Here is a 20,446-nt window from a genome sequence, read left to right on the forward strand (position 1 = left end):
CGGGGTGTCAGAGGATGTCGGGGTCGTCGAGGCGAACCCGGAGCTTGGGGGCCGGCCGGAAGCGACCGGGCGTGGTCGGCGGCCGACGGCGGCGCGTGGCATTGCGGATCACGGCGGAGCGGAGGCGGGCGGCCACCTCCGCACCGCGAGCGTAGTCGAAGCGCACGATGGCCCGGACGGAGCCGTCCTCGAGCCCGACCGGGCCGAGCACCTCCTGCCGGTCCTCCTCGTCGAGCGCGTCCAGCGCCTCCGCCACCGCGTGCGCGTCACCGCTGACCGTTGCGAGCCGCACCGCGGGCGGGAACCGCAGTGCGCGCCGCTCCAGCAGCTCGGCGCGGAGGTACTCGGCCTGACGCCAGGTCGCGAGGGCGGTCGCGAGCCGACCGCCGACCCCGACCAGCAGTACCGGAGCGCCCGGGCGGGCCAGGGCAGCGGCGTTCGACCAGGTGCGAAGTGCGTCGTCGGCGACGCGCAGGCTCTCGCGCGCCAGCATCCGCTCGCCGTCCAGGAGCAGGACGGCGTGGTAACCGCCGTCGACCCGCGGCTCTGCGCCTCGCGTGGCCACGACGAGCGCGGGCTCGGCGGGGAGGGTGAGCACGGGCCGCTGGCCGTCGGCGACGATCACCTTGGCGCCGGGGAAGGCGCGCCCCAACTCCTCCGCGGTGCGCCCGGCCCCGAGGGTGACCAGGCGGAGGGCCGTGGCCTCGCAGACCGAGCAGGTCCAGTCCGCCGCGATCAGGCCGCACCAGCCACAGCTCGGACGCCCGCCCGCAGAGTGCACGCCGAGCGGTCCCTGGCAGCGGTTGCAGCGCGCGACGGTGCGGCAGCGGGCGCAGGCGACCACCGGCGCATAGCCGGGCCGCGCGACCTGCACCAGCACGGGGCCGGAGTCGAGGGCCTTCCGTGCCTCTCGCCAGGCGGAGGAGGGGATGCGCGCGGCAGCGTCATGCTCGTCGGCCGCCCACTGCTGCGCGGTCGGCACCACGTGCGGGCGGCGGCTCGGGCGCGGTTCCACCTCGGCCGCGAAGCCGATCTCGACCAGACGCTCGACCTCGACGGTGCGGGTGTTGCCCAGCAGCACGAGGCCCGCGCCACTCTGCTCCTGACGGATCAGGGCGACGTCACGGGCATGCGCGTAGGGCGCCAGGGGCTCGGCGAAGAGCGGGTCCCCGTCGTCCCAGAGCGCGATCAGGCCGAGGGCGGAGGAGGGGGCGTAGAGCACGGAGCGGTTGCCCACGACGACCCGCGGCCCGGGATCGAGGCAGCGGACGAAGGCGGCGTAGCGCTCGGCGCCCTTCTGGCGCGCGTCGAGCCGCACAAGCGACTCCGCCGGGACGTGGGCCGCGAGAGCGAGCTCCAGCTGCTCCTGATCGCGGTAGTCGGGCACCGCCAGGATCGCGTCGCGCCCCGCGGCGAGCGTATCGCGGGCGAGCTCGGCCAGCGTGACGGCCCAGCCACCGACCCACCCACCGGAGTCGAGCTGCACGGGAGTCGGCACGGCACCGACTGCCAGACGCGCACCCTCGGCGAGTCCGGCGAAGGAGTCGACGGGATACCCCGTCACTCCGCCCGCCTCGACCAAGGGAGCAGCCGGAGCCGGACCCGCCGCGAGACGCGCCTTCTCGACCCGCACGTGGCGCCGCGGTACGGCAAGGCGCAGCACGTCGCTCGCTCCTCCGCAGGCGCGGTCGGCGACACGGCGTGCAAGGGCCCAGACCTCGGGCGTCAGCACCACGAGCGGCGAGACCAGCTCCTCGACCTCGCTCAGCGCGCCGACGTGCTCGGATCCCTCCCCCGTCTCCACGACGAGGGCGTCGGCGATCCGCCCGCCGGTGCGCAGCGGCACCCGCACGCGGACGCCGGGCACCACCTGCCCGCGCAGCGCCTCCGGCACCGCATAGTCCAGGAGCCGGTCGAGCTGCGGGAGTGGCGAGTCCAGGAGCACGCGCGCGACGGCTCCGCTCGTCGCCATCGCCGCGGGGCCCGCTACGAGAGGCCCGCGGCGGAGCGCAGGTCCTCGACCCGGTCGAGGCGCTCCCAGGTGAAGTCGGGAAGTTCGCGGCCGAAGTGACCGTAGGCCGCGGTCTGCGCGTAGATCGGGCGCAGCAGGTCGAGGGCGTGGATGATCGCGGCCGGGCGGAGGTCGAAGACGGAGCGGATCGCCTCGGTGATCGTCTCGTCCGAGACGGTCCCGGTGCCGAAGGTCTCGACGTAGAGGCCGACCGGAGCGGCCTTACCGATCGCGTAGGCGACCTGCACCTCCATCCGTGAGGCGAGGCCCGCGGCGACCGCATTCTTGGCGACCCAGCGCATCGCGTACGCGGCCGAGCGGTCCACCTTGGACGGGTCCTTGCCCGAGAACGCTCCGCCGCCGTGGCGCGATGCTCCGCCGTAGGTGTCGACGATGATCTTGCGGCCGGTGAGCCCGGCGTCGCCCTGCGGGCCGCCGATCTCGAAACGGCCGGTCGGGTTGATCAGCAGGCGGACGGCCGAGGAGTCGAGGTCGACCGTCTCGAGCACCGGGCGGATCACGTGCGCCTCGATGTCCGCGTGGATCGTCTCGGTGCTGACGTGCTCGGCGTGCTGCGTGGAGAGCACGACGGTGTCGATGGTCGACGGAGTGGTGCCGTCGTAGCCGATCGTGACCTGGGTCTTGCCGTCGGGACGGAGGTAGTCGAGCTCGCCCGACTTCCGTACGGCCGCCAGGCGCTCGGCGAGGCGGTGCGAGAGCCAGCTGGGCAGCGGCATGTACTCGGGAGTCTCGTCGGTCGCGAAGCCGAACATCAGACCCTGGTCGCCCGCGCCCTGGCGGTCGAAGGCGTCCTCCCCCGCCGTGAGAGTGCGGACCTCGAGGGCCGTGTCGACGCCGGCCGCGATCTCGGGCGACTGCTGGCCGATCGACACCGAGACGCCGCAGGAGCGACCGTCGAAGCCCTTCTCGGAGGAGTCGTACCCGATCTCGACGATCGTGTCGCGGACGATCTTGGGGATCTCGACGTAACCGCTCGTGGACACCTCGCCCGCGACGTGCACGAGGCCCGTCGTGACCAGCGTTTCGACGGCGACGCGGCTGTGCGGGTCCTCGCGGAGCAGCGCGTCGAGGATATGGTCCGAGATCTGATCGCAGATCTTGTCCGGGTGGCCCTCGGTGACGGACTCGGAGGTGAACAGGCGGAGGGGACCGGAGGTCATGCTTCTCTTCTCGTCCCGGTGTCGTGCGGACCGGGGTCGTTCGTACCGGACGTGGCCGGGCGGGCACAGTGGCCGCGCGGGCAGGCGGTCGGCGCCTCCGCGGGCAGACCGGTGGGGCTAGCGCGCGATCGCGTCGAGGACGCGGTCGGCCACCTCCGCCTTGCTTCCCGAGGCCTCGCCCACTATATCGCCGGCTCGATCCAGGACCACGACGGCGTTGCGCTCGCTCTGGAAACCCTCGGCCCAGCCGACCCTGTTGACAACAAGCAGATCGCACCCCTTGCGGGCGATCTTGGCGCGCCCGAGCGCGAGCATCGCGTCCCGGTCCGGCTCGGTCTCGGCGGCGAACCCGACAACGATCTGCCCCTCGTGTCGCGCGGAAGCGATCTCGGCCAGAACGTCCGGGGTCTTGATCAGCTCGAGGACCAGCCGCTCGCCCTGCTGCTCCTTCTTGATCTTCGCGTCGGCGACCTCGGCCGGCCGATAGTCGGCGACGGCCGCGGCCATGATCACGACGTCCGCTCCGGGAGCGGCGGCCAGGGCGGCCGCGCGCAACTCGAGAGCGGTGCCCACCTGGCGCACCGTGACGCCCTGCGGGACCGACACGTCGAGGTTGGCGGCGAGGAGGGTCACCTCGGCGCCGCGGGCCGCAGCGGCCAGCGCGAGCGCGACCCCCTGCCGACCGCTGGAGCGGTTGCCGACAAAGCGCACCGGATCGAGGGGCTCGCGGGTGCCCCCCGCAGTCACCAGGACGCGGAGCCCCTCCAGATCGCGGCGGGCGCCGACGGCCCGGGCGTGCACGGCCAGAGCCTCGGCAACGATCGTCTCGGGCTCCTCCATGCGGCCGGGTCCGGAGTCGGCGCCGGTAAGACGCCCGACGGCGGGGCCGATCACGTGCACGCCGCGCGAGCGGAGGGTCGCCGTATTGGCGACGGTCGCGGCGTTCGCCCACATCTCGGTGTGCATCGCCGGGGCGACGACCAGCGGGGCAGTACTCGCGAGGACGGTGGTGCCCAGCAGGTCATCGGCCAGGCCGGCGGCGAGCTTGGCGAGCGTGTGCGCCGTGGCCGGAGCGATGACGATGAGGTCCGCGGTCTGACCGATCGCCACGTGCCGCACTTCCGCGACGCCCTCATACAACTCGGTGTGTACGGGGTTACGCGAGATGGCCTCGAGGGTGGGCTTGCCGACGAAGCGCAACGCCGCCTCGGTCGCGATGACGTGGACGTCGTGCCCCGAGAGGACCAGCGCGCGCACGACTCCCACTGCCTTGTACGCGGCGATGCCGCCGGTGATGCCGACGACGACCGTGAGCCGTCGACCGGTCTCGTGAGAGGAGCCCACCCGGCGAGGACTACTCGGCGAGGGGCTGGGCGACCAGCTTGTCCTCGTTGATCTCGTGCAGCGCGACCGAGAGCGGCTTGTCGTCGATGGTCGAGTCGACCAGCGGGCCGACGTTGTCGAACAGGCTGCCCTCGTGGAGGTCGGCGTAGTAGTCGTTGATCTGGCGGGCGCGCTTGGAGGCGAAAATCACCAGCGCGTACTTCGAGTCCACCTTCGAGAGGAGCTCGTCGATGGGCGGGTCGATGATGCCGAGATTGTTGGCCATGAGTGTCTCCTTGCGGGCGCATCAGCGCCGATCTGCGGCTCCGGAGCGGCACGACGCGGGCTCCCGGAGGCGCGAGCCCGAAGGAACCCGGGCGTCGGCCCGGAGGTGGTCGGTGGCCCGGTGTCAGCGACCCGGATCAGCGGGGGCGTCGTCGGCACGAGGCGCCATCAATGCTACGACCTCGCGGGCCGCTTCGGGCACGGTGCTGTTCACGACGGCGACATCGAACTCATCCTGCGCGGCCAGCTCCACCTTCGCGGTGGCCAGGCGGCGCTCCTGCTCCTCGGCACTCTCGGTGCCGCGGCCGACCAGGCGGCGCACCAGCTCGTCCCAGCTGGGCGGCAGGAGGAAGACCAGGCGGGCATCCGGCATCCGCTCGCGCACCTGGCGCGCACCCTGGATATCGATCTCGAGCATCACCTGCCGACCCTGCTCCAGTGCGGCGTCGATCGGCCCGCGCGGCGTCCCGTAACGGTGCGCGTTGTGCACGACCGCGTACTCGAGGAACTCCCCTGCCGCGATCATCCGGTCGAACTCGGCGTCGTCGACGAAGTAGTAGCTCACGCCGTCCACCTCGCCGGGGCGCGGGGCCCGAGTGGTGGCCGAAACCGAGAGCAGCACCTCGGGGTAGTTCTCGCGGATGTAGGTCGAAACGGTGCCCTTGCCGACCGCGGTGGGACCGGCGAGCACGAGCAGCCGGTTGCGGGAGGGGCGGCGCCGGCGCGCCTCCCGCTCCTCCAGGAACGACGCCAGGCCCTCGACCTGACGACGCCCGAGGCCACCGAGGCGCTTCGACTCAGCGATCCGCAGCTGGTCCATCACCCGTGGCGTCTTGACCACGCCGAGAGCCGGGACGGAGCGCAGCAGCTCACTGACCCGCATCCGCCCCTCGACCCCGAGCGGTTCGGCCTGCGCAGCGGCGAGCACGGCGGTCGCGGGGCGGCGACCGGAGGCGACCGCCTTCTTCACGACGGCGCGGGCACGGCGCGCCGCGATGGCGGCCTCGGAAGCGGCGCGGCGGTCGACCTCGGGCGGAGAGGGACGGTGCACGGCCTCCGGGCGCGACGGGGCGCCGGGGTCGGGGCTGACGGTTTCAGCGGACAAGGGTCTCCTGGATGTCGGTCGCGCGTCGGGCGATCTCGGCAGCGATCCCGGAGGGGCCGGCGCCGAGCACGCTGCGCGACTCGCTGACGATGGTGGCGGCGCTCCACGCGCCGAACAACCGCTGCGCGTCCGCGACAGCGGCGCCCTGGTGGCCGAAGCCGGGCGCGAGCACCGGGAGTGCGGGGTGCAGCGGCTCGTCGGTGCCGATGCCGAAGTCGCTCAGGGCGACGGTGGCGCCGAGCACCACGCCGACCGAGCCGATCGGCGCGCGAGCATGAGCGTCGTTCCAGGATGCCACGTCCGCCACGACCGCGTGTGCCACCGTCGTTCCCGCCCGGTCGCCGTCCTGCACGAGCGCGCGCTGCACGAGCCGTGCCTCCGGGTTGGACGTGGCGGCGAGCACGAACACGCCCTTGCCCGCCTCCTCCGCCAGCGTCAGCATCCCCCCGAGCGAGCCGAGGCCCTGGTAGGCGGCCGCGGTCATCGCGTCCGCCTCCAGCGGCGAGCCGGGCCGGAGCCAGGCCTCGGCGTAGGCGGTCGCACTGGTGCCGATGTCGCCGCGCTTGACGTCGGCGATCACCAGTAGCCCGGCCGCTCGGGCGTCGGCGAGCACGCGCTCGAGGGCGGCGTACCCCGCGGAGCCGTGCCGCTCGAAGAAGGCGACCTGCGGCTTCACGATGCCGGCCCGCCCGGCCGCGGCGTCGACGACGGTGCGGCCGAAGCGCTCGAGCCCGCCCGCGTCATCGGCCAGCCCCCAGGCGTCGAGGAGGAAGGAGTGCGGATCGATCCCCACGCACAGCTGTCCGTGCGCGGCGAACGCCGCCTCGAGGCGTGAGCCGAAGGAGGCGGCGCCCACCGCGCGGGTGCTCACGCCGTCCGCTCCGCGCGGCGCCGCGCGTAGTCCTGCAGGCTGGTCACCTCGAACGGCTCGTTCGCCGCGTCCAGCGAGGCGACCGCGGCCGCGAGCTGGGCGATGGTCGTGAACAGCGGCTTGTCGGCGGCAACCGCGGCGGCGCGAATCTCGTAGCCGTCGGCGCGGGTCGCTCCTCCGCTGGGCGTGTTGATCACCACATCGACCTCGTCCCGGCTGATCAGCTCGACGATCGAGGGCGCATCGCCCTCGGCGCTCTCGCTGTACTTGCGCACCACGCGGGCCTGGATGCCGTTGCGGTTCAGCACCTCGGCCGTGCCCTCGGTCGCGAGAAGCTCGAAGCCGAGCTGGCGCAGCCGCAGCGCCGGCAGCACGATCGAGCGCTTGTCGCGGTCGGCGACCGAGATGAAGACCGTGCCGCTGGCGGGCATACCGCCGTACGCCGCGTCCTGACTCTTGGCGAACGCGCGCGGGAAGTCGCGATCGATCCCCATCACCTCACCCGTGGAGCGCATCTCGGGGCCGAGCAGCGAGTCGACGATCTGGCCCTCCTTGGTGCGGAAGCGCTTGAACGGCAGGACCGCCTCCTTCACGGCGATGGGCGAGTCCATCGGCACGTCGGACCCGTCGCGCTTGGGGAGGAGCCCCTCGGCCTTCAGCGCCGCGATCGTCTCGCCGACCATCAGGCGCGAGGCGGCCTTGGCGAGCGGGATGCCGAGCGCCTTCGAGACGAACGGCACCGTGCGGGAGGCGCGCGGGTTCGCCTCCAGCACGTAGAGCACGCCCTGGCCGATGGCGAACTGCACATTGAGCAGGCCGCGGACGCCGACGCCGCGGGCGATGGCGAGGGTCGCCTCCCGCACCTGGTCGATTTGGCGGCGGCCCAGCGTCACCGGCGGCAGGGTGCAGGCCGAGTCGCCGGAGTGGATACCGGCCTCCTCGATGTGCTCCATGACGCCACCGATGTACAGCTGCTCGCCGTCGAAGAGGGCGTCGACGTCGATCTCGATCGCGTCGTCGAGGAAACGGTCGACCAGGAGCGGATGCGCCTCGTCGATGATCCCCTCGCCAGCCATCCGCTCGAAGTAGTCCTCGAGCTGCGGGGTGCCGTACACGATCTCCATGCCGCGCCCGCCGAGCACGAACGAGGGCCGGACGAGGACCGGGTAGCCGATCTCGACTGCGACCTCACGGGCGCCGTCGAGGTCGGTCGCCGTGCCGTTGCGCGGAGCGAGCAGGCCCGCCTCGTCGAGGATGCGCGAGAAGGCGCCGCGCTCCTCCGCCAGGTCGATGTTCGCGGGGGTGGTGCCGAGGATGGGCACGCCGGCCGCCTCAAGGCCCGCCGCGAGTCCCAGAGCGGTCTGGCCGCCCAGCTGCACGACCACGCCGACGAGCTCGCCCGACTGCGACTCCGCGTGGATCACCTCCAGCACGTCCTCCAGCGTCAGCGGCTCGAAGTAGAGGCGGTCGGAGGTGTCGTAGTCGGTCGAGACGGTCTCGGGGTTGCAGTTGATCATGATCGTCTCGAAGCCCGCGGCCGAGAGGGCGAACGAGGCGTGCACGCAGGAGTAGTCGAACTCGACCCCCTGCCCGATGCGGTTGGGGCCGGAGCCGAGGATGACGACCTTGCGGCGGTCGGCGGCCACGACCTCCGTCTCCTCGTCGTAGGAGGAGTAGTGGTAGGGCGTGAGCGCCGGGAACTCGCCCGCGCAGGTGTCGACGGTCTTGTAGACCGGGCGCACGTCGAGCGCGTGGCGGGTGCGCCGCACCTCCGCCTCATCGAGTCCGCGGAGCTCGGCGATCTGCGCGTCCGAGAAGCCGTGGTCCTTGGCCAGGCGGAGCAGCCCCGCGTCGAGCCCGTCGTGCTCGCGCACCAGCTCCGCGATCTCGTTGATCATCACGATCTGGTCGAGGAACCAGGGGTCGATCTTCGTGGCCTCGAACGCCTGCTCGATGCTCGCTCCCCGGCGCAGCGCCTGCTGCACGGTGACGATGCGACCGTCGGTGGGGGTCTTCGCGATCTCGAGCAATTCGTCCACCGAGCGCTCCTCGCTGCCCCAGTGGAACGACGAGCCGCGCTTCTCGAGCGAGCGGAGGGCCTTCTGCAGCGCCTGCGCATAGTTGCGGCCGATCGCCATCGCCTCACCCACCGACTTCATGGTGGTGGTCAGCGTCTTGTCCGCGGCCGGGAACTTCTCGAACGCGAACCGCGGCACCTTGACGACGACATAGTCCAGCGTCGGCTCGAAACTCGCCGGTGTGACCTTCGTGATGTCGTTCGGGATCTCATCGAGGCGGTACCCGATCGCGAGCTTCGCGGCGATCTTGGCGATCGGGAAGCCGGTCGCCTTCGACGCTAAGGCGGAGGAACGGGAGACGCGCGGGTTCATCTCGATCACGATGATCCGGCCGTCGGCGGGATCGATCGCGAACTGGATGTTGCAGCCGCCGGTGTCCACTCCCACGTCCCGGATGATCCGGATACCGATATCGCGCAGCTTCTGGTACTCGCGGTCGGTCAGGGTCAGCGCCGGAGCGACGGTGATCGAATCGCCGGTGTGCACGCCGACGGGGTCGACGTTCTCGATCGAGCAGACGACGACCGTGTTGTCGGCCGTGTCGCGCATCAGCTCGAGCTCGTACTCCTTCCAGCCGAGGATCGACTCCTCCAGGAGCACCTCGGTGGTCGGGCTCTGGTGCAGGCCGTCGCCGACCATCCGCACCAGCTCCTCGCGGGTGTACGCGAATCCGGAACCGAGGCCACCCATCGTGAACGACGGGCGGATGACGAGCGGGTAACCGAGGTCCTCGGCGTAGTCGATCGCCTCCTCCACGGTGTGCGCGATATACGACTTGGCAACGTCCGCGCCCGCGTCGAGCACCAGCTGCTTGAAGATCTGGCGGTCCTCGCCGCGGTTGATTGCCTCGAAGCTCGCTCCGATCAACTCGACGCCGTACTTCTCGAGGATTCCGAGGTCGTGCAGCTGAATCGCCGCGTTCAGTGCCGTCTGGCCGCCGAGGGTCGGCAGAATCGCGTCCGGCTTCTCCTTGGCGATGATCGCCTCGATCGCTTTCGGGGTGATCGGCTCGACGTAAGTGGCGTCGGCGAAGTCGGGGTCAGTCATGATCGTCGCCGGGTTGGAGTTGACCAGGATCACGCGCACCCCCTCGGCGCGCAGCACGCGGCAGGCCTGAGTACCGGAGTAGTCGAACTCGACAGCCTGCCCGATGACGATCGGGCCGGAGCCGATGACGAGAACGCTCTGGATGTCTTCCCTGCGCGGCATTACTTCTGCTCTCCGATGCTGCTATTCGTGGGGATGCTGCTGGTCGTGGGGCTGCTGCTGGTCGTGGGGCTGCCCGTGGGCTCCGAGGCGTGCCGCCCGGCGGAGCGCTCTCGCCCGACCGAACGCTCAACGACCATGTCGCGGAAGCGATCGAAGAGGTGATTGGCATCGTGCGGGCCGGCCGCCGCCTCCGGGTGGTACTGCACCGAGAAGGCGGGGATGTCGAGGCAGCGCAGCCCCTCCACGACCGAGTCATTGAGGGAGTAGTGGCTCACCTCGACGCGACCGAAGCCCTCCGGCGAGTCGAGCTCGCCCTCGATCGGCGCGTCCACCGCGAAACCGTGGTTCTGCGAGGTGATCTCCACGCGGCCGGTGAGCTTGTCGAGCACGGGCTGATTGATCCCGCGGTGGCCGAACGGGAGCTTGTAGGTGCCGAAGCCGAGTGCGCGGCCGAGCAACTGGTTGCCGAAGCAGATGCCGAAGAACGGCAGGTCGGCGCGCAGGGTCGTGCGCAGCAGCTCGACGTGGCGGTCCGAGGCCTCGGGGTCACCGGGGCCGTTCGAGAAGAACAGCGCGGACGGGTCCAGCGCGAGCACCTGCTCCGCCGACGCCGACTCGGGCAGCACGTGCACGTCGAAGCCGCGCTCCGCGAGGTAGTGCACCGTCGAGGTCTTCACGCCCAAGTCGATCACCGCGACCGAGCCGACGCGCTCGCCGCGGGCGGGCACCACGTACTGCTCGTCGGTCGACACAGCGGAGGAGAGGTTCAGCCCCTGCATCTGACGGCCGCCGAGGACCAGCGCGAGCTGCTCCTCCTGCGGGAGAGCGAGGTCCTCGCCCGAGAACACGCCGGCGCGCATCGACCCTGCCGAGCGGATATGGCGAGTGATCGCCCGGGTGTCGACAGCCGAGATGCCCACGATGCCGTCGGAGTCGAGGTCGTCGCCGAGCGAGCGCTGCGCGCGGAAGTTGGAGACGACCCGGGAGGGATCGCGGACGACATAGCCCGCGACCCAGATGCGGCGCGACTCCCTGTCCTCATCGTTGGTCCCGGTGTTGCCGATATGCGGGGCGGTCTGCACGACGATCTGGCCGGCGTAGCTCGGGTCGGTCAGCGTCTCCTGGTAGCCGGTCATGCCGGTCGCGAAGACGATCTCACCCAGGGTGCGGCCTCGGGCGCCGTAGGCCTGACCCGTGAATCGTCGTCCGTCCTCGAGGACGAGGACGGCGGTGGGTTCGGTGCTGAGGCGTGTCGTTGGCACGGACTAGGAGCCCTTCTGGGTCGTGTCGGGGCCGCCGTCGGCGGCTCCGGGGTGGGAGGGGGAGGAACGGGGGCCGGCGAGGCGCTGCAACTCGGCGACCAGGTGCTCGCGGAGGGCCGGCTCGGCGACGCGGAGGTAGCTGTCGACGCTCTCCTCGCCGCGTGGCGACCACGAGAGCACGAGAAGCCCGCCCTCCTCGACGGCGCGGTCGATCACGTAGCTGCCCTGACCGGCTCCGCGCAGCAGCGCCGCCGGGATCACGGTCTCGCGCTCGCCGACGGGGGCGATCACGACCCCGCGCTCGTGCAGACGCAGCACGGCATTGCCCCGGAAGCCCAACCCGGGCAGCACGACCCGCTCGAGCGGCTGCTCGAACCGGGTCGTGGCGACGTAGGGCAGCTCGACGCGCTCGACCTCGGCGCCCAGCGACGAGGGGGGAACCGGCTCCGGCGCGAGATCGGCCGATCGGCGACGGCGCGCGCGCCACGAGAGCAGCATCCCGACGAAGACGAGGACGACGACCGCGGCGATGACGATCGTGATCGCGGCCCTATCCACGGGAGACCTTCGCGGAGGCGGCGACGACGGCCGCGTCGACGAGCTCGCCGTCGAGCACGGTCGGGAAGCCCCGGTGCAGCGTCGCGACGACCCGGCCCGGCAACTCGCGGCCGAGGTACGGGGAGTTGCGGCTGCGGCCGCGCAGATCTCCCGCCGAGAACCGGCGGCGCGCCTCCGGGTCGTAGAGCACCACGTTCGCGGCAGCACCGATGACCAGACCGCGGTCGTAGCCGCTCAGCCTGCCGATGCGAGCGGGCGCGGAGGAGAGGACCCGCGCAACATCCCTCCAGCTCATCCGGCCGTCCTCGACGACAGCGGCGTGCACGACGCTCAGTGCGCTCTCGAGACCCACCATGCCGAACGCGGCGGCGTCCCACTCGCAGTCCTTCGCCTCGACCGGATGCGGGGCGTGATCGGTAGCGACGATATCGATCGTGCCGTCGGCGAGGGCCTCGCGGAGCGCGAGCACGTCCTCGTCGCGGCGCAGCGGCGGGTTCACCTTGAAGCGAGCGTCGTAGCTCGGGCCGTCCTGACCCGCGACGGCCTGCTCGGTGAGGAGGAGGTGGTGCGGCGTGACCTCCGCCGTCACGTCGATCCCGCGCGCCTTCGCCCAGCGGAGGACGTCCACTGAGCCCGCGGTCGAGACGTGGCAGACGTGCAGGCGCGAGCCGACGTGCTCGGCGAGGAGCACATCGCGGGCGATGATCGCCTCCTCCGCGACGGCCGGCCAGCCCTGGAGCCCGAGAGCGCTAGACACGGCTCCCTCATTCATCTGCGCGCCGACCGTCAGGCGCGGCTCCTGCGCGTGCTGGGCGACGACCCCGTCGAACGCCTTGACGTACTCGAGCGCTCGGCGCATCAGCAAGGCGTCCGACACGCACCTGCCGTCGTCCGAGAAGACGCGCACGGCGGCGCGGCTACGGGCCATCGCGCCGAGCTCGGCGAGCGACTCCCCCGCCAGGCCCACGGTGACCGCGCCGATCGGGCGGACCGTCGCGTAGCCGGCGTCCTCGCCCAGACTCTGTACCTGCTCGACCACGCCCGCGGTGTCCTGCACCGGCGAGGTGTTCGCCATCGCGAAGACAGCGGTGAAGCCGCCGGCGGCCGCGGCACGGGTACCGGTCAGGATGGTCTCGCTCTGCTCGAAGCCGGGCTCACGAAGGTGGGTGTGCAGGTCGACCAGGCCGGGCAGCGCCAGCAGGCCGTCGGCGTCGATCACGCGCGCGCCACTCGAATCGAGAGCGGCGCCGATCTCGACGATCACGCCCCCGTCGATCAGGAGGTCGGCGGTCGACTCGTCGGCGAACGTCGCCCCGGAGATCAGGATCCGCTCGGTCGGCGCAGTGCTCGTGGGGAGCGGCGCAGTGCTCCTCGGTGGCGGCGCAGTGCTCATCGGTGGACCTCCCGTTCGCCGGACAGCAGCAGGTAGAGCGCGGCCATCCTGACGGACACGCCGTTCGTGACCTGTTCGAGCACCGTGGAGCGGCTCGAATCGGCGGCGGCCGAGGAGATCTCGACGCCCCTGTTCATGGGGCCGGGGTGCATCACGATGGTATCGGGACCCAGGCGAGCGAGTCGTTCATCGTCGAGCCCCCAGATCCGCGCGTACTCCCGCCCGTTGGGGAAGAACCCGCTCGACATCCGCTCCAGCTGGATGCGCAGGAGCATCACCACGTCGGGTAGGCCCGCATCGATCGCCTCGTCGAGGTCGAAACGGATTGTCGCGGGCCAGTCGCGGGTGTCGACCGGCACCAGGGTCGGCGGCGCGATCAGCGTCACCTCAGCGCCCAGGGCCGTCAGCAGCCAGACGTTCGAGCGCGCCACCCGTGAGTGCAGGATGTCGCCGACGATCGTGACCGCGACGCCGTCGAGGCTCTTGCCGCGCGACGCGGCCGCTCCGTGCAGGCGCCGGCGGATGGTGAACGCGTCCAGGAGCGCCTGGGTCGGGTGCTCGTGCGTGCCGTCGCCGGCGTTCAGGATCGACGCGTCGATCCAGCCGCTCGCCGCCAGCACCGCAGGCGCACCGGAGGCGCTGTGGCGGATGACGACACCGTCCGCGCCCATCGCCGCGAGGGTCTGCGCGGTGTCCTTCAGGCTCTCGCCCTTCGAGACGCTGGAGCCCTTCGCGCTGAAATTGATCACGTCGGCGGAGAGCCGCTTCGCCGCCGCCTCGAACGAGATCCGCGTGCGGGTGGAGTCCTCGAAGAAGAGGTTGACCACGGTCTTCCCGCGCAGGGTCGGCAGCTTCTTGACCTCGCGGTTCTGCACGTCCGCCATGTCCTCGGCGATGTCGAGGAGGGCGATCGCACTCGCGCGGTCGAGGTCTCGGGTCGAGAGCAGGTGCTTCATCGCATGACCTCCTCGTCGTCGTTCGACTCGATCGCGACCAGGTCCTCGCCGTCCGTCTCGACGAGGCGCACGTTGATCCGCTCGCTCAGGCTGCTCGGCAGGTTCTTTCCTACGAAGTCGGCCCGGATCGGAAGCTCGCGGTGCCCGCGGTCGACCAGCGCGGCCAGCCGAACGGCGCGCGGGCGGCCAATGTCGCTGAGGGCGTCGAGTGCGGCGCGGATGGTGCGGCCCGAGAAGAGGACGTCGTCCACGAGGACCACAGTGCGGCCGTCTATGCGCGCGGGGACCGCGGTCCGCGCCGGGGTGCGCACCGGGTGCCGGGCGAGATCGTCGCGGTACATCGTCACGTCGAGGGATCCGGCGAACACGGGGACCGCGTGCGGCTCGATCCGGCCGATCGTCTCGGCGATACGCTGCGCGAGGGCGACGCCGCGGGTGGGGATCCCCAGGATGACCAGCGACTCGGGGCCGCGGTTCGACTCGAGAATCTCGTGAGCGATGCGCGTGAGCGCACGCGTGATGTCAGCGCCGTTCAGCACAGTTCGTGCCGTCACACCGACCTCCTTCCCCGCCTCACAGGACGGCTGTTAAAGGAAAAGCCGTGACGAGTATAGGGGCCACCGACCCGCCCGCCTGTCCCACCTCCGGCTCGCGAAAACACGTTCGGCTCGCAGAATCGAAGGGATTCGACGAGCCGAAGCCGGTTCTGCGAGCCGGAGGTGATCCGAACCGGAGCGGGCGAGCAGCCCTCACGCGGTCGCGCGCGACTCCGCGACCGAGGCGAGCAGGCCGTTGATGAAGCCGGCGGAGTCGTCCGTCGACAGCAACGTCGCCGCCTCGACCGCCTCCGCGATGGCGACACCGTCGGGCACCTCGTCGTTGTGCAGGATCTCCCACACGCCGATCCGCAGGATGGCCCGGTCGACCAGCGGCATCCGCGACAGCGTCCAGCCTTGCGCGAGCTGCGCGATCAGCGCGTCGATCTCGTCCGCATGGTCGATGACCCCGTCGACGATTTCGCGGGCGTAGAGCCACGACGCCTCGCGAGCCGGCTCGTTCGCCGCCCGCTCTGCCTCGGCGCGCAGCGACTGGGCGAAGCTGATCTGCCGGACGTCGGCGTTGTAGAGGATGTCGAGAGCGCGTTTCCGCGCCTTCGTGCGAGCACTCACGGCAGACCCGGCTCAGCTGACGCGGCCGAGGTAGTCACCCGTGCGGGTGTCAACCTTGACCTTCGTGCCCTGCTCCAGGAAGAGCGGGACCTGGATCTGGTAGCCGGTCTCCACCGTCGCGGGCTTGGTGCCGCCGGTCGAGCGGTCGCCCTGCAGGCCCGGCTCGGTGTAGGTGATCTCGAGCACGACGGAGGCGGGGAGGTCGATGTACAGCGGGTCGCCATCGTGCAGGGCGAGGGTCACGTTCTGGTTCTCGAGCATGAAATTCGCCGCGTCGCCCACGACCGCCTCGGGGACGGTGATCTGGTCGTAGTCGCTGGTGTCCATGAAGACGAAGTCCGCGCCGTCGCGGTAGAGGTACTGGAAGTCGCGGCGGTCGACATTGGCCGTGTCGATCTTCGCGCCTGCGTTGAACGTCTTGTCGACGACCTTGCCGGTGAGGACATTCTTCATCTTGGTGCGGACGAAGGCGCCGCCCTTGCCCGGCTTGACGTGCTGGAAGTCGATGACGTTCCAGAGCTGGCCGTCGATGCTGAGGACGGTGCCGTTCTTGATGTCGGTGGTAGAGGCCATGCGAAGGGGAATCCGTTTCGGTGGAAGTCTGCGCCGGCGAGCCCGGATGCGCGGGCGCGGCGATATCGGCCGGTCCGGCTGACCCGTCGAGTGTAGTCGACGAGCCCTTTCCCGCGAGAAGAACGGACGGCACCGCCTCCGACCGACGATCCACGCCAGAGGACGCGCCAGCCGCCGCCGCTGTCCGACCCCACGTGATTACCATACGCGAGCCTTCCTCGGTGCGCTTCTCGGCCGACCGGGACCGCGATGTGCGGGCGGCAGGAGCGGGCGCCGGTGCGACGAGCGCCGGGTTCATCGCCGGGGCGAGAGGAGTCACTGTGGCGGATCTGGGCGCGATCGAGGAGAACGTTGTCTTCAGTCATGCGACGGCAGAACAGCTGACCGGCGCGGTCCGCTCCGCCGCTGCCACGATCGAGGGCCAGGCGGGCTCGCGGGCCGCCCTCGTCACCGCGGCGAGCGCCGAGTTCCGCGGCTGGTTCGCCGAGCTCTTCGCAGAGAATGCGCGGGTGGCGTCCGCGGATGCGGGCGAGCTCGTCGGCCGCCTGCGCGAGGTGGGGGACGCGGTGCAGCAGCTCGCCCGCGAGGCGCTCGCCGAGCAGAAGCGGCGCCTCGTCGCGCGGGAGTGGAAACGCCAGCAGGACGCGCGGAACCTCCTCGAGCATCTGCACGACGGCCTGTTCGGCGAGGAGGAGCCGCCCGTGGGTCCGCCGGCGACACCGCTGTGCGTCAGCGTCGATCCGTCCCCGATCAAGAGCCGGCAGAACCCCCTCCCCGGCGGCGGAGGAGGAGGGGGCGGAGGCACCACCTCGGCCCGTCCGGAGGACCTCCGCTCGTTCGCCGATTCGTCGAGGACCGCGAACGTGGAGCTGCGGGGCGCGCTCGCATCCGTCCGCGGCTGGCTCGCCGAGTTCGCCACGTCCTGCCGCTGGGGCGCGCTCGCGGCCGACGCGGTGGTGACCGGCTTCGAGCAGTGGCTGAGCGCGAACGACCAGGACGTGACCTGGGCCGGCACGATCGCCGAGGCGTTCACGGCGGCCGGCGGCGAGGGAAGCGTCATCGCGCTTCCGGACGCTGCGCTCGCGGTCGCCCTCACCTCGGCCGGCGTGTCACTCGTGCGTCAAGACCTCATCATCGCTCCGCCGCAGGCGTTCGGCGCTCCGCCCACCACCGGCTACGCCGACGATCCCGTCAACACGGCCACCGGCAACTTCCTCGAGACCGAAGTCGATCTCGGCTTCGCCGGTGGCAGCGCGGCATTGCGCTTCGCCCGCGCCTACAACTCGCTGGACGACCATGTCGGCGCCTTCGGGCGCGGCTGGTCCTCCGAGGCCGAGGTGCGCCTGCGGCTGGCGGACGACGGCGCGACCCTCGTGCTCGCCGACGGCCGGGAGACGGTGTTTCCGCGGCGGGACGACGGCTGGGACCGGGCCGACGGCGAGAACCTCTGGCTCGACCGGGTCGGCGACGCTCTCCTCGTCTCCGACAACGCCGGTGGCCGCTGGGAGTTCTCGGCGTCCGGGATCTGGCGTGCATCGAGTACCGGCCCGGGAACGCGGGTGAGCGGCGAACGCGACGCCGAGGGCCGCCTCAGTGCCCTGCAGCACGAGCGGGGTCGACGCATCGACGTGGTCTGGGCCGGGGAGCGCATCGCCGCTCTCCAGGCGTCGGACGGGCGGCGGGTGCACTTCGAGTACGAGGGCGGGGTCCTGGTCTCCGCGACCGGCCCGGCCGGGACCCGCCGGTACGGCTGGAGCGAGGCCGGCCTGCTCGAGAGCGTGACTGACACGGTCGGCGTTGCCGAGGTCCGCAACCGCTACGACTCCCGTCGAAGGGTCGTCGCCCAGACCTCGCCGTTCGGCCGCACCACCCGCTTCGCGTACCTTCCGGGGCGGATCACCGTCGCCTCCGACGAGGACGGCACGCGGGCGAACAGCTGGGTCGCCGACGCTCGTGGACGCCTGGTCGGAGTACTCGACCCGGCGGGCCGGCGGCAGTCGATGAGCTTCGACGCACACGGGAACCTCCTCTCCGCGACCGAGCGCGACGGGGCGACGACGGTCCACGCCTACGACGCGCGCGGTCACCGCCTCCGCTCGAAGACCCCCTCCGGCGCGGACGTCACCGTCGGCTGGGACGAGCACGACCGCGTGACGACGGTCGTCGCGGAATCCGGCGCCGTGACGCACTACGAGTACGCGGAGGACGCCGACCGGAACCCGAGCCTCGTCGTCGATCCCGAGGGCGGACGCACGGCACTGCAGTGGACCGACGGCCTCCTCACCGAGATCGTCGATCCCGTCGGCGTGCGCCTCCGCTTCGGCTACGACCGGTTCGGCGACCTGATCGCCACCACGGACGCCGACGGCGGGACCGCCCGGCTGGAGCGGGACGAGGCGGGCCGTGTCGTCGCCGCGGTCACCCCCTCCGGAGCCGTGACCCGCTTCCGCTACGACGCGGCGGGGCGGCTGCTCTCGACGCGCGACGCCCTCGGCGCGACCTGGCGCTACGAGTACGACACCGGCGGGCGCCGCATCGCTGTCGTCGACCCGCTCGGCGCTCGCACCACCATCGAGCACGGCGAGCACGGCGCACCCGTCACCACCGTCGATCCTCTGGGCCGAGCGGTATCCCGCGTCCTCGACGACGTCGGCCTCGTCAGTGAGACGATCCTGCCGGACGGCTCGTCGTGGCGATTCGGCCACGACGCCCTCTCCCGGTTGACCGAGACGGTCGACCCCAGCGGAGGCGTATGGCGGCGCGAGCACAACGCGACCGGCGCCCTGACGGCCACCATCGACCCCACCGGTGTCCGGCGCGGCCTCCACCACGAACCGCAGTCGCTCCGGATCGACGACGGCGGCGCGCAGCAGCTGAGCCGCTTCGACTCGCTCGGCCGCCTTGTCCGCGTCGAGGAGCAGGACGAGACGGTGGCGCTCGCCTCCTACGACCTCTGCGGACGCCCGGTCGAGCTGGTCGACGGCGAAGGCTCCGTCACGGTTCTGCGCCGGGACGCGGCCGGGAGGGTCGTCGAGCGCGTCTCCCCCACCGGCGCCGTGACCGCCTTCGAATACGACGATTGCGGTCGGCCGTCCGCCGTCATCGATCCGCTCGGGGCCCGCACCGAGATCGGCTACGACCGCGACTCGCGCCGCGTGCGGACCGTGCTGCCCACGGGCGAGGTCGAGCGCATCGAGTACGACGCCGTCGGCCGCGTCGTCCTGCGCTCGCTCCCTGGCCTCGGCACGGCCCGGTTCGCGTACGACGCCCTCGGGCGGGTGGTCCGCGTCAGCGACCCGTGGACAGGCCGGCGACGGTTCCGCTACGACGCGGCGGGTCAGCTGATCGAGGCGGTCGACGGGCTCGGCGGGGTCACCCGCTTCGACTACGACGAGCGCGGCCGCAACACCGTCATCACCGACCCGATGGGGGGCGTGATCCGTCGGCGTTTCGACGCCTGCGACCGGGCCGTCGAGGTGATCGATCCGCTCGGCCGCTCGACGACCGCCGGCTATGACGCCGCGGGCCGCCAGATCTGGCAGCGGGATCGGGACGGGTCGCGCTGGGAGCGGCACTACGATTCCGACGGCCGCGAGAAGAGCTTCGCGATCGACGGCCGCGTCGTCTCCGAGACGCACCGGGACATCCGGGGCCGCGCCCTCCGCATTACCGACCGCACTGCCCCCGGCGAGCCGGTCGAGCACGAGCTGAGGTGGGACCGGTGCGGCCGGCTCATCGAGCGCCGTCGCGGCGGCCGCGGAGTCTCGTGGGAGTACGACGCTGACGGCTCGCGCAGCGCCGCCGTACATCCCGACGGCGGGCGGACCGAATACGAGCGCGACGCCCGCGGACTGGTCACCGCCGTCGCGCATCCGGGCCTGGGCCGTGCGACCTTCGGCTACGACCGCTCCGGCCGCCTGGTGCGCTCTTCCGCGGGCGCCCTGGCCCAGGAGTGGGTCTTCCGCGACGGCGCGCTCGTCGAGCACCGGCACTACGGTGGCGGTCGCCGCGCCACCACGGTCTTGGAGCGAGACGAGGACGGACGTCTCAGCGGGGTGAGCGGACCGGACGGCTCCGTCGCCTACCGGTACGACGACGCACACCAGCTGATCGCAGCGATACCCGAGTCGGGGGACGCCCGCGAGTGGAGCTTCGACGCGGCCGGGCGCCTCGTGCGCGAGCAGGTGGGCGGGACCGTCCACTCACGGCACTACGACGCGGGCGGCCGGCTGATCGCCGCGGAGTCGAGCGACGGCACCCGGGTGGAGTACGTGCACGACGGGCTCGGTCGCCGCATCCGCGAGGTCTCCTCCGACGGCACGGAGCGCAGCTATGCGTGGTCCGCGATGGGCAGCCTGGCGTCGGTTTCCCATTCGTATGCGGGTTCCGCGCCGCGCACCACCGCACTCTGGGTGGACGTGCTCGGCGACCTCGCCTCCGTCGATGGCACCGACGTGTGGTGGGACGACGCG

The 20,446-nt window shown here is 71.7% G+C and carries 15 protein-coding genes; 1 reads left to right on the forward strand and 14 read right to left on the reverse strand.

All coding sequences use genetic code 11. From position 1 onward, the window contains the following. Positions 1-7: 7 nt before the first annotated feature. The 14 genes from C5D07_RS11650 to efp all read right to left on the reverse strand — a co-directional run bounded on the left by C5D07_RS11650 (position 8) and on the right by efp (position 15,974). A complete protein-coding gene (locus tag C5D07_RS11650) occupies positions 8-1,972 on the reverse strand; it encodes a primosomal protein N' family DNA-binding protein (RefSeq protein ID WP_068252845.1) in 1,965 nt (654 codons plus the stop codon). Between the two features lie 14 nt (positions 1,973-1,986). Further along, positions 1,987-3,192, reverse strand: coding sequence for a methionine adenosyltransferase (gene metK / locus C5D07_RS11655; protein ID WP_068252842.1), 1,206 nt, complete (start codon positions 3,190-3,192; stop codon positions 1,987-1,989). A gap of 117 nt (positions 3,193-3,309) precedes the next feature. After that, the gene (gene coaBC / locus C5D07_RS11660) at positions 3,310-4,536 is read right to left on the reverse strand and encodes a bifunctional phosphopantothenoylcysteine decarboxylase/phosphopantothenate--cysteine ligase CoaBC (protein ID WP_068252839.1); all 1,227 of its coding nucleotides are present in this window, start codon (positions 4,534-4,536) and stop codon (positions 3,310-3,312) included. Between the two features lie 10 nt (positions 4,537-4,546). Next, positions 4,547-4,801 carry a DNA-directed RNA polymerase subunit omega gene (rpoZ, locus tag C5D07_RS11665; protein ID WP_055791825.1) on the reverse strand — a complete coding sequence of 85 codons (255 nt, stop codon included), beginning with the start codon at positions 4,799-4,801 and terminating at the stop codon, positions 4,547-4,549. Positions 4,802-4,924: 123 nt separating this feature from the next. Next, positions 4,925-5,851 (reverse strand): guanylate kinase, encoded by a 927-nt coding sequence (gene gmk, locus C5D07_RS11670; protein ID WP_104259414.1) that lies wholly within the window; start codon positions 5,849-5,851, stop codon positions 4,925-4,927. A gap of 43 nt (positions 5,852-5,894) precedes the next feature. Next, the gene (gene pyrF, locus C5D07_RS11675; protein ID WP_249028229.1) at positions 5,895-6,776 is read right to left on the reverse strand and encodes an orotidine-5'-phosphate decarboxylase; all 882 of its coding nucleotides are present in this window, start codon (positions 6,774-6,776) and stop codon (positions 5,895-5,897) included. Next, entirely contained in the window at positions 6,773-10,063 is a 3,291-nt protein-coding gene (gene carB / locus C5D07_RS11680; RefSeq protein ID WP_104259397.1) for a carbamoyl-phosphate synthase large subunit, read from the reverse strand. Before carB ends, pyrF begins: the two co-directional genes overlap by 4 nt. Continuing rightward, positions 10,063-11,325: a glutamine-hydrolyzing carbamoyl-phosphate synthase small subunit gene (gene carA / locus C5D07_RS11685; RefSeq protein ID WP_104259398.1), complete on the reverse strand. Its 1,263-nt coding sequence runs from the start codon at positions 11,323-11,325 to the stop codon at positions 10,063-10,065. Before carA ends, carB begins: the two co-directional genes overlap by 1 nt. A gap of 3 nt (positions 11,326-11,328) precedes the next feature. Further along, on the reverse strand, positions 11,329-11,883 hold the full coding sequence (locus C5D07_RS11690; protein ID WP_068252834.1) for a PH-like domain-containing protein: 555 nt from the start codon (positions 11,881-11,883) through the stop codon (positions 11,329-11,331). Then, a complete protein-coding gene (locus tag C5D07_RS11695; protein ID WP_104259399.1) occupies positions 11,876-13,276 on the reverse strand; it encodes a dihydroorotase in 1,401 nt (466 codons plus the stop codon). Before C5D07_RS11695 ends, C5D07_RS11690 begins: the two co-directional genes overlap by 8 nt. Then, the gene (locus tag C5D07_RS11700) at positions 13,273-14,232 is read right to left on the reverse strand and encodes an aspartate carbamoyltransferase catalytic subunit (protein ID WP_068252829.1); all 960 of its coding nucleotides are present in this window, start codon (positions 14,230-14,232) and stop codon (positions 13,273-13,275) included. Before C5D07_RS11700 ends, C5D07_RS11695 begins: the two co-directional genes overlap by 4 nt. Next, positions 14,229-14,786 carry a bifunctional pyr operon transcriptional regulator/uracil phosphoribosyltransferase PyrR gene (pyrR, locus tag C5D07_RS11705; protein WP_104259400.1) on the reverse strand — a complete coding sequence of 186 codons (558 nt, stop codon included), beginning with the start codon at positions 14,784-14,786 and terminating at the stop codon, positions 14,229-14,231. Before pyrR ends, C5D07_RS11700 begins: the two co-directional genes overlap by 4 nt. A gap of 195 nt (positions 14,787-14,981) precedes the next feature. Next, positions 14,982-15,401: a transcription antitermination factor NusB gene (gene nusB / locus C5D07_RS11710; protein ID WP_068252820.1), complete on the reverse strand. Its 420-nt coding sequence runs from the start codon at positions 15,399-15,401 to the stop codon at positions 14,982-14,984. Between the two features lie 12 nt (positions 15,402-15,413). Next, positions 15,414-15,974: an elongation factor P gene (gene efp, locus C5D07_RS11715; RefSeq protein WP_068210208.1), complete on the reverse strand. Its 561-nt coding sequence runs from the start codon at positions 15,972-15,974 to the stop codon at positions 15,414-15,416. A 320-nt stretch (positions 15,975-16,294) separates the two neighbouring features. Here efp and C5D07_RS11720 point away from each other — a divergent pair. After that, positions 16,295-20,446: DUF6531 domain-containing protein (locus C5D07_RS11720; protein ID WP_170063544.1), on the forward strand; the 4,152-nt coding region annotated here is incomplete at its 3' end.

This window comes from Rathayibacter tritici (assembly GCF_002932875.1).
GTDB lineage: Bacteria > Actinomycetota > Actinomycetes > Actinomycetales > Microbacteriaceae > Rathayibacter > Rathayibacter tritici.

Excerpts from the sequence above, each read along its gene's own strand:
- C5D07_RS11650 (WP_068252845.1), bottom strand. The coding sequence starts at position 1,972 with ATGGCGACGAGCGGAGCCGTCGCGCGCGTGCTCCTGGACTCGCCACTC.
- metK (WP_068252842.1), bottom strand. The coding sequence starts at position 3,192 with ATGACCTCCGGTCCCCTCCGCCTGTTCACCTCCGAGTCCGTCACCGAG.
- rpoZ (WP_055791825.1), bottom strand. The coding sequence starts at position 4,801 with ATGGCCAACAATCTCGGCATCATCGACCCGCCCATCGACGAGCTCCTC.
- carB (WP_104259397.1), bottom strand. The coding sequence starts at position 10,063 with ATGCCGCGCAGGGAAGACATCCAGAGCGTTCTCGTCATCGGCTCCGGC.
- C5D07_RS11695 (WP_104259399.1), bottom strand. The coding sequence starts at position 13,276 with ATGAGCACTGCGCCGCCACCGAGGAGCACTGCGCCGCTCCCCACGAGC.
- C5D07_RS11700 (WP_068252829.1), bottom strand. The coding sequence starts at position 14,232 with ATGAAGCACCTGCTCTCGACCCGAGACCTCGACCGCGCGAGTGCGATC.
- efp (WP_068210208.1), bottom strand. The coding sequence starts at position 15,974 with ATGGCCTCTACCACCGACATCAAGAACGGCACCGTCCTCAGCATCGAC.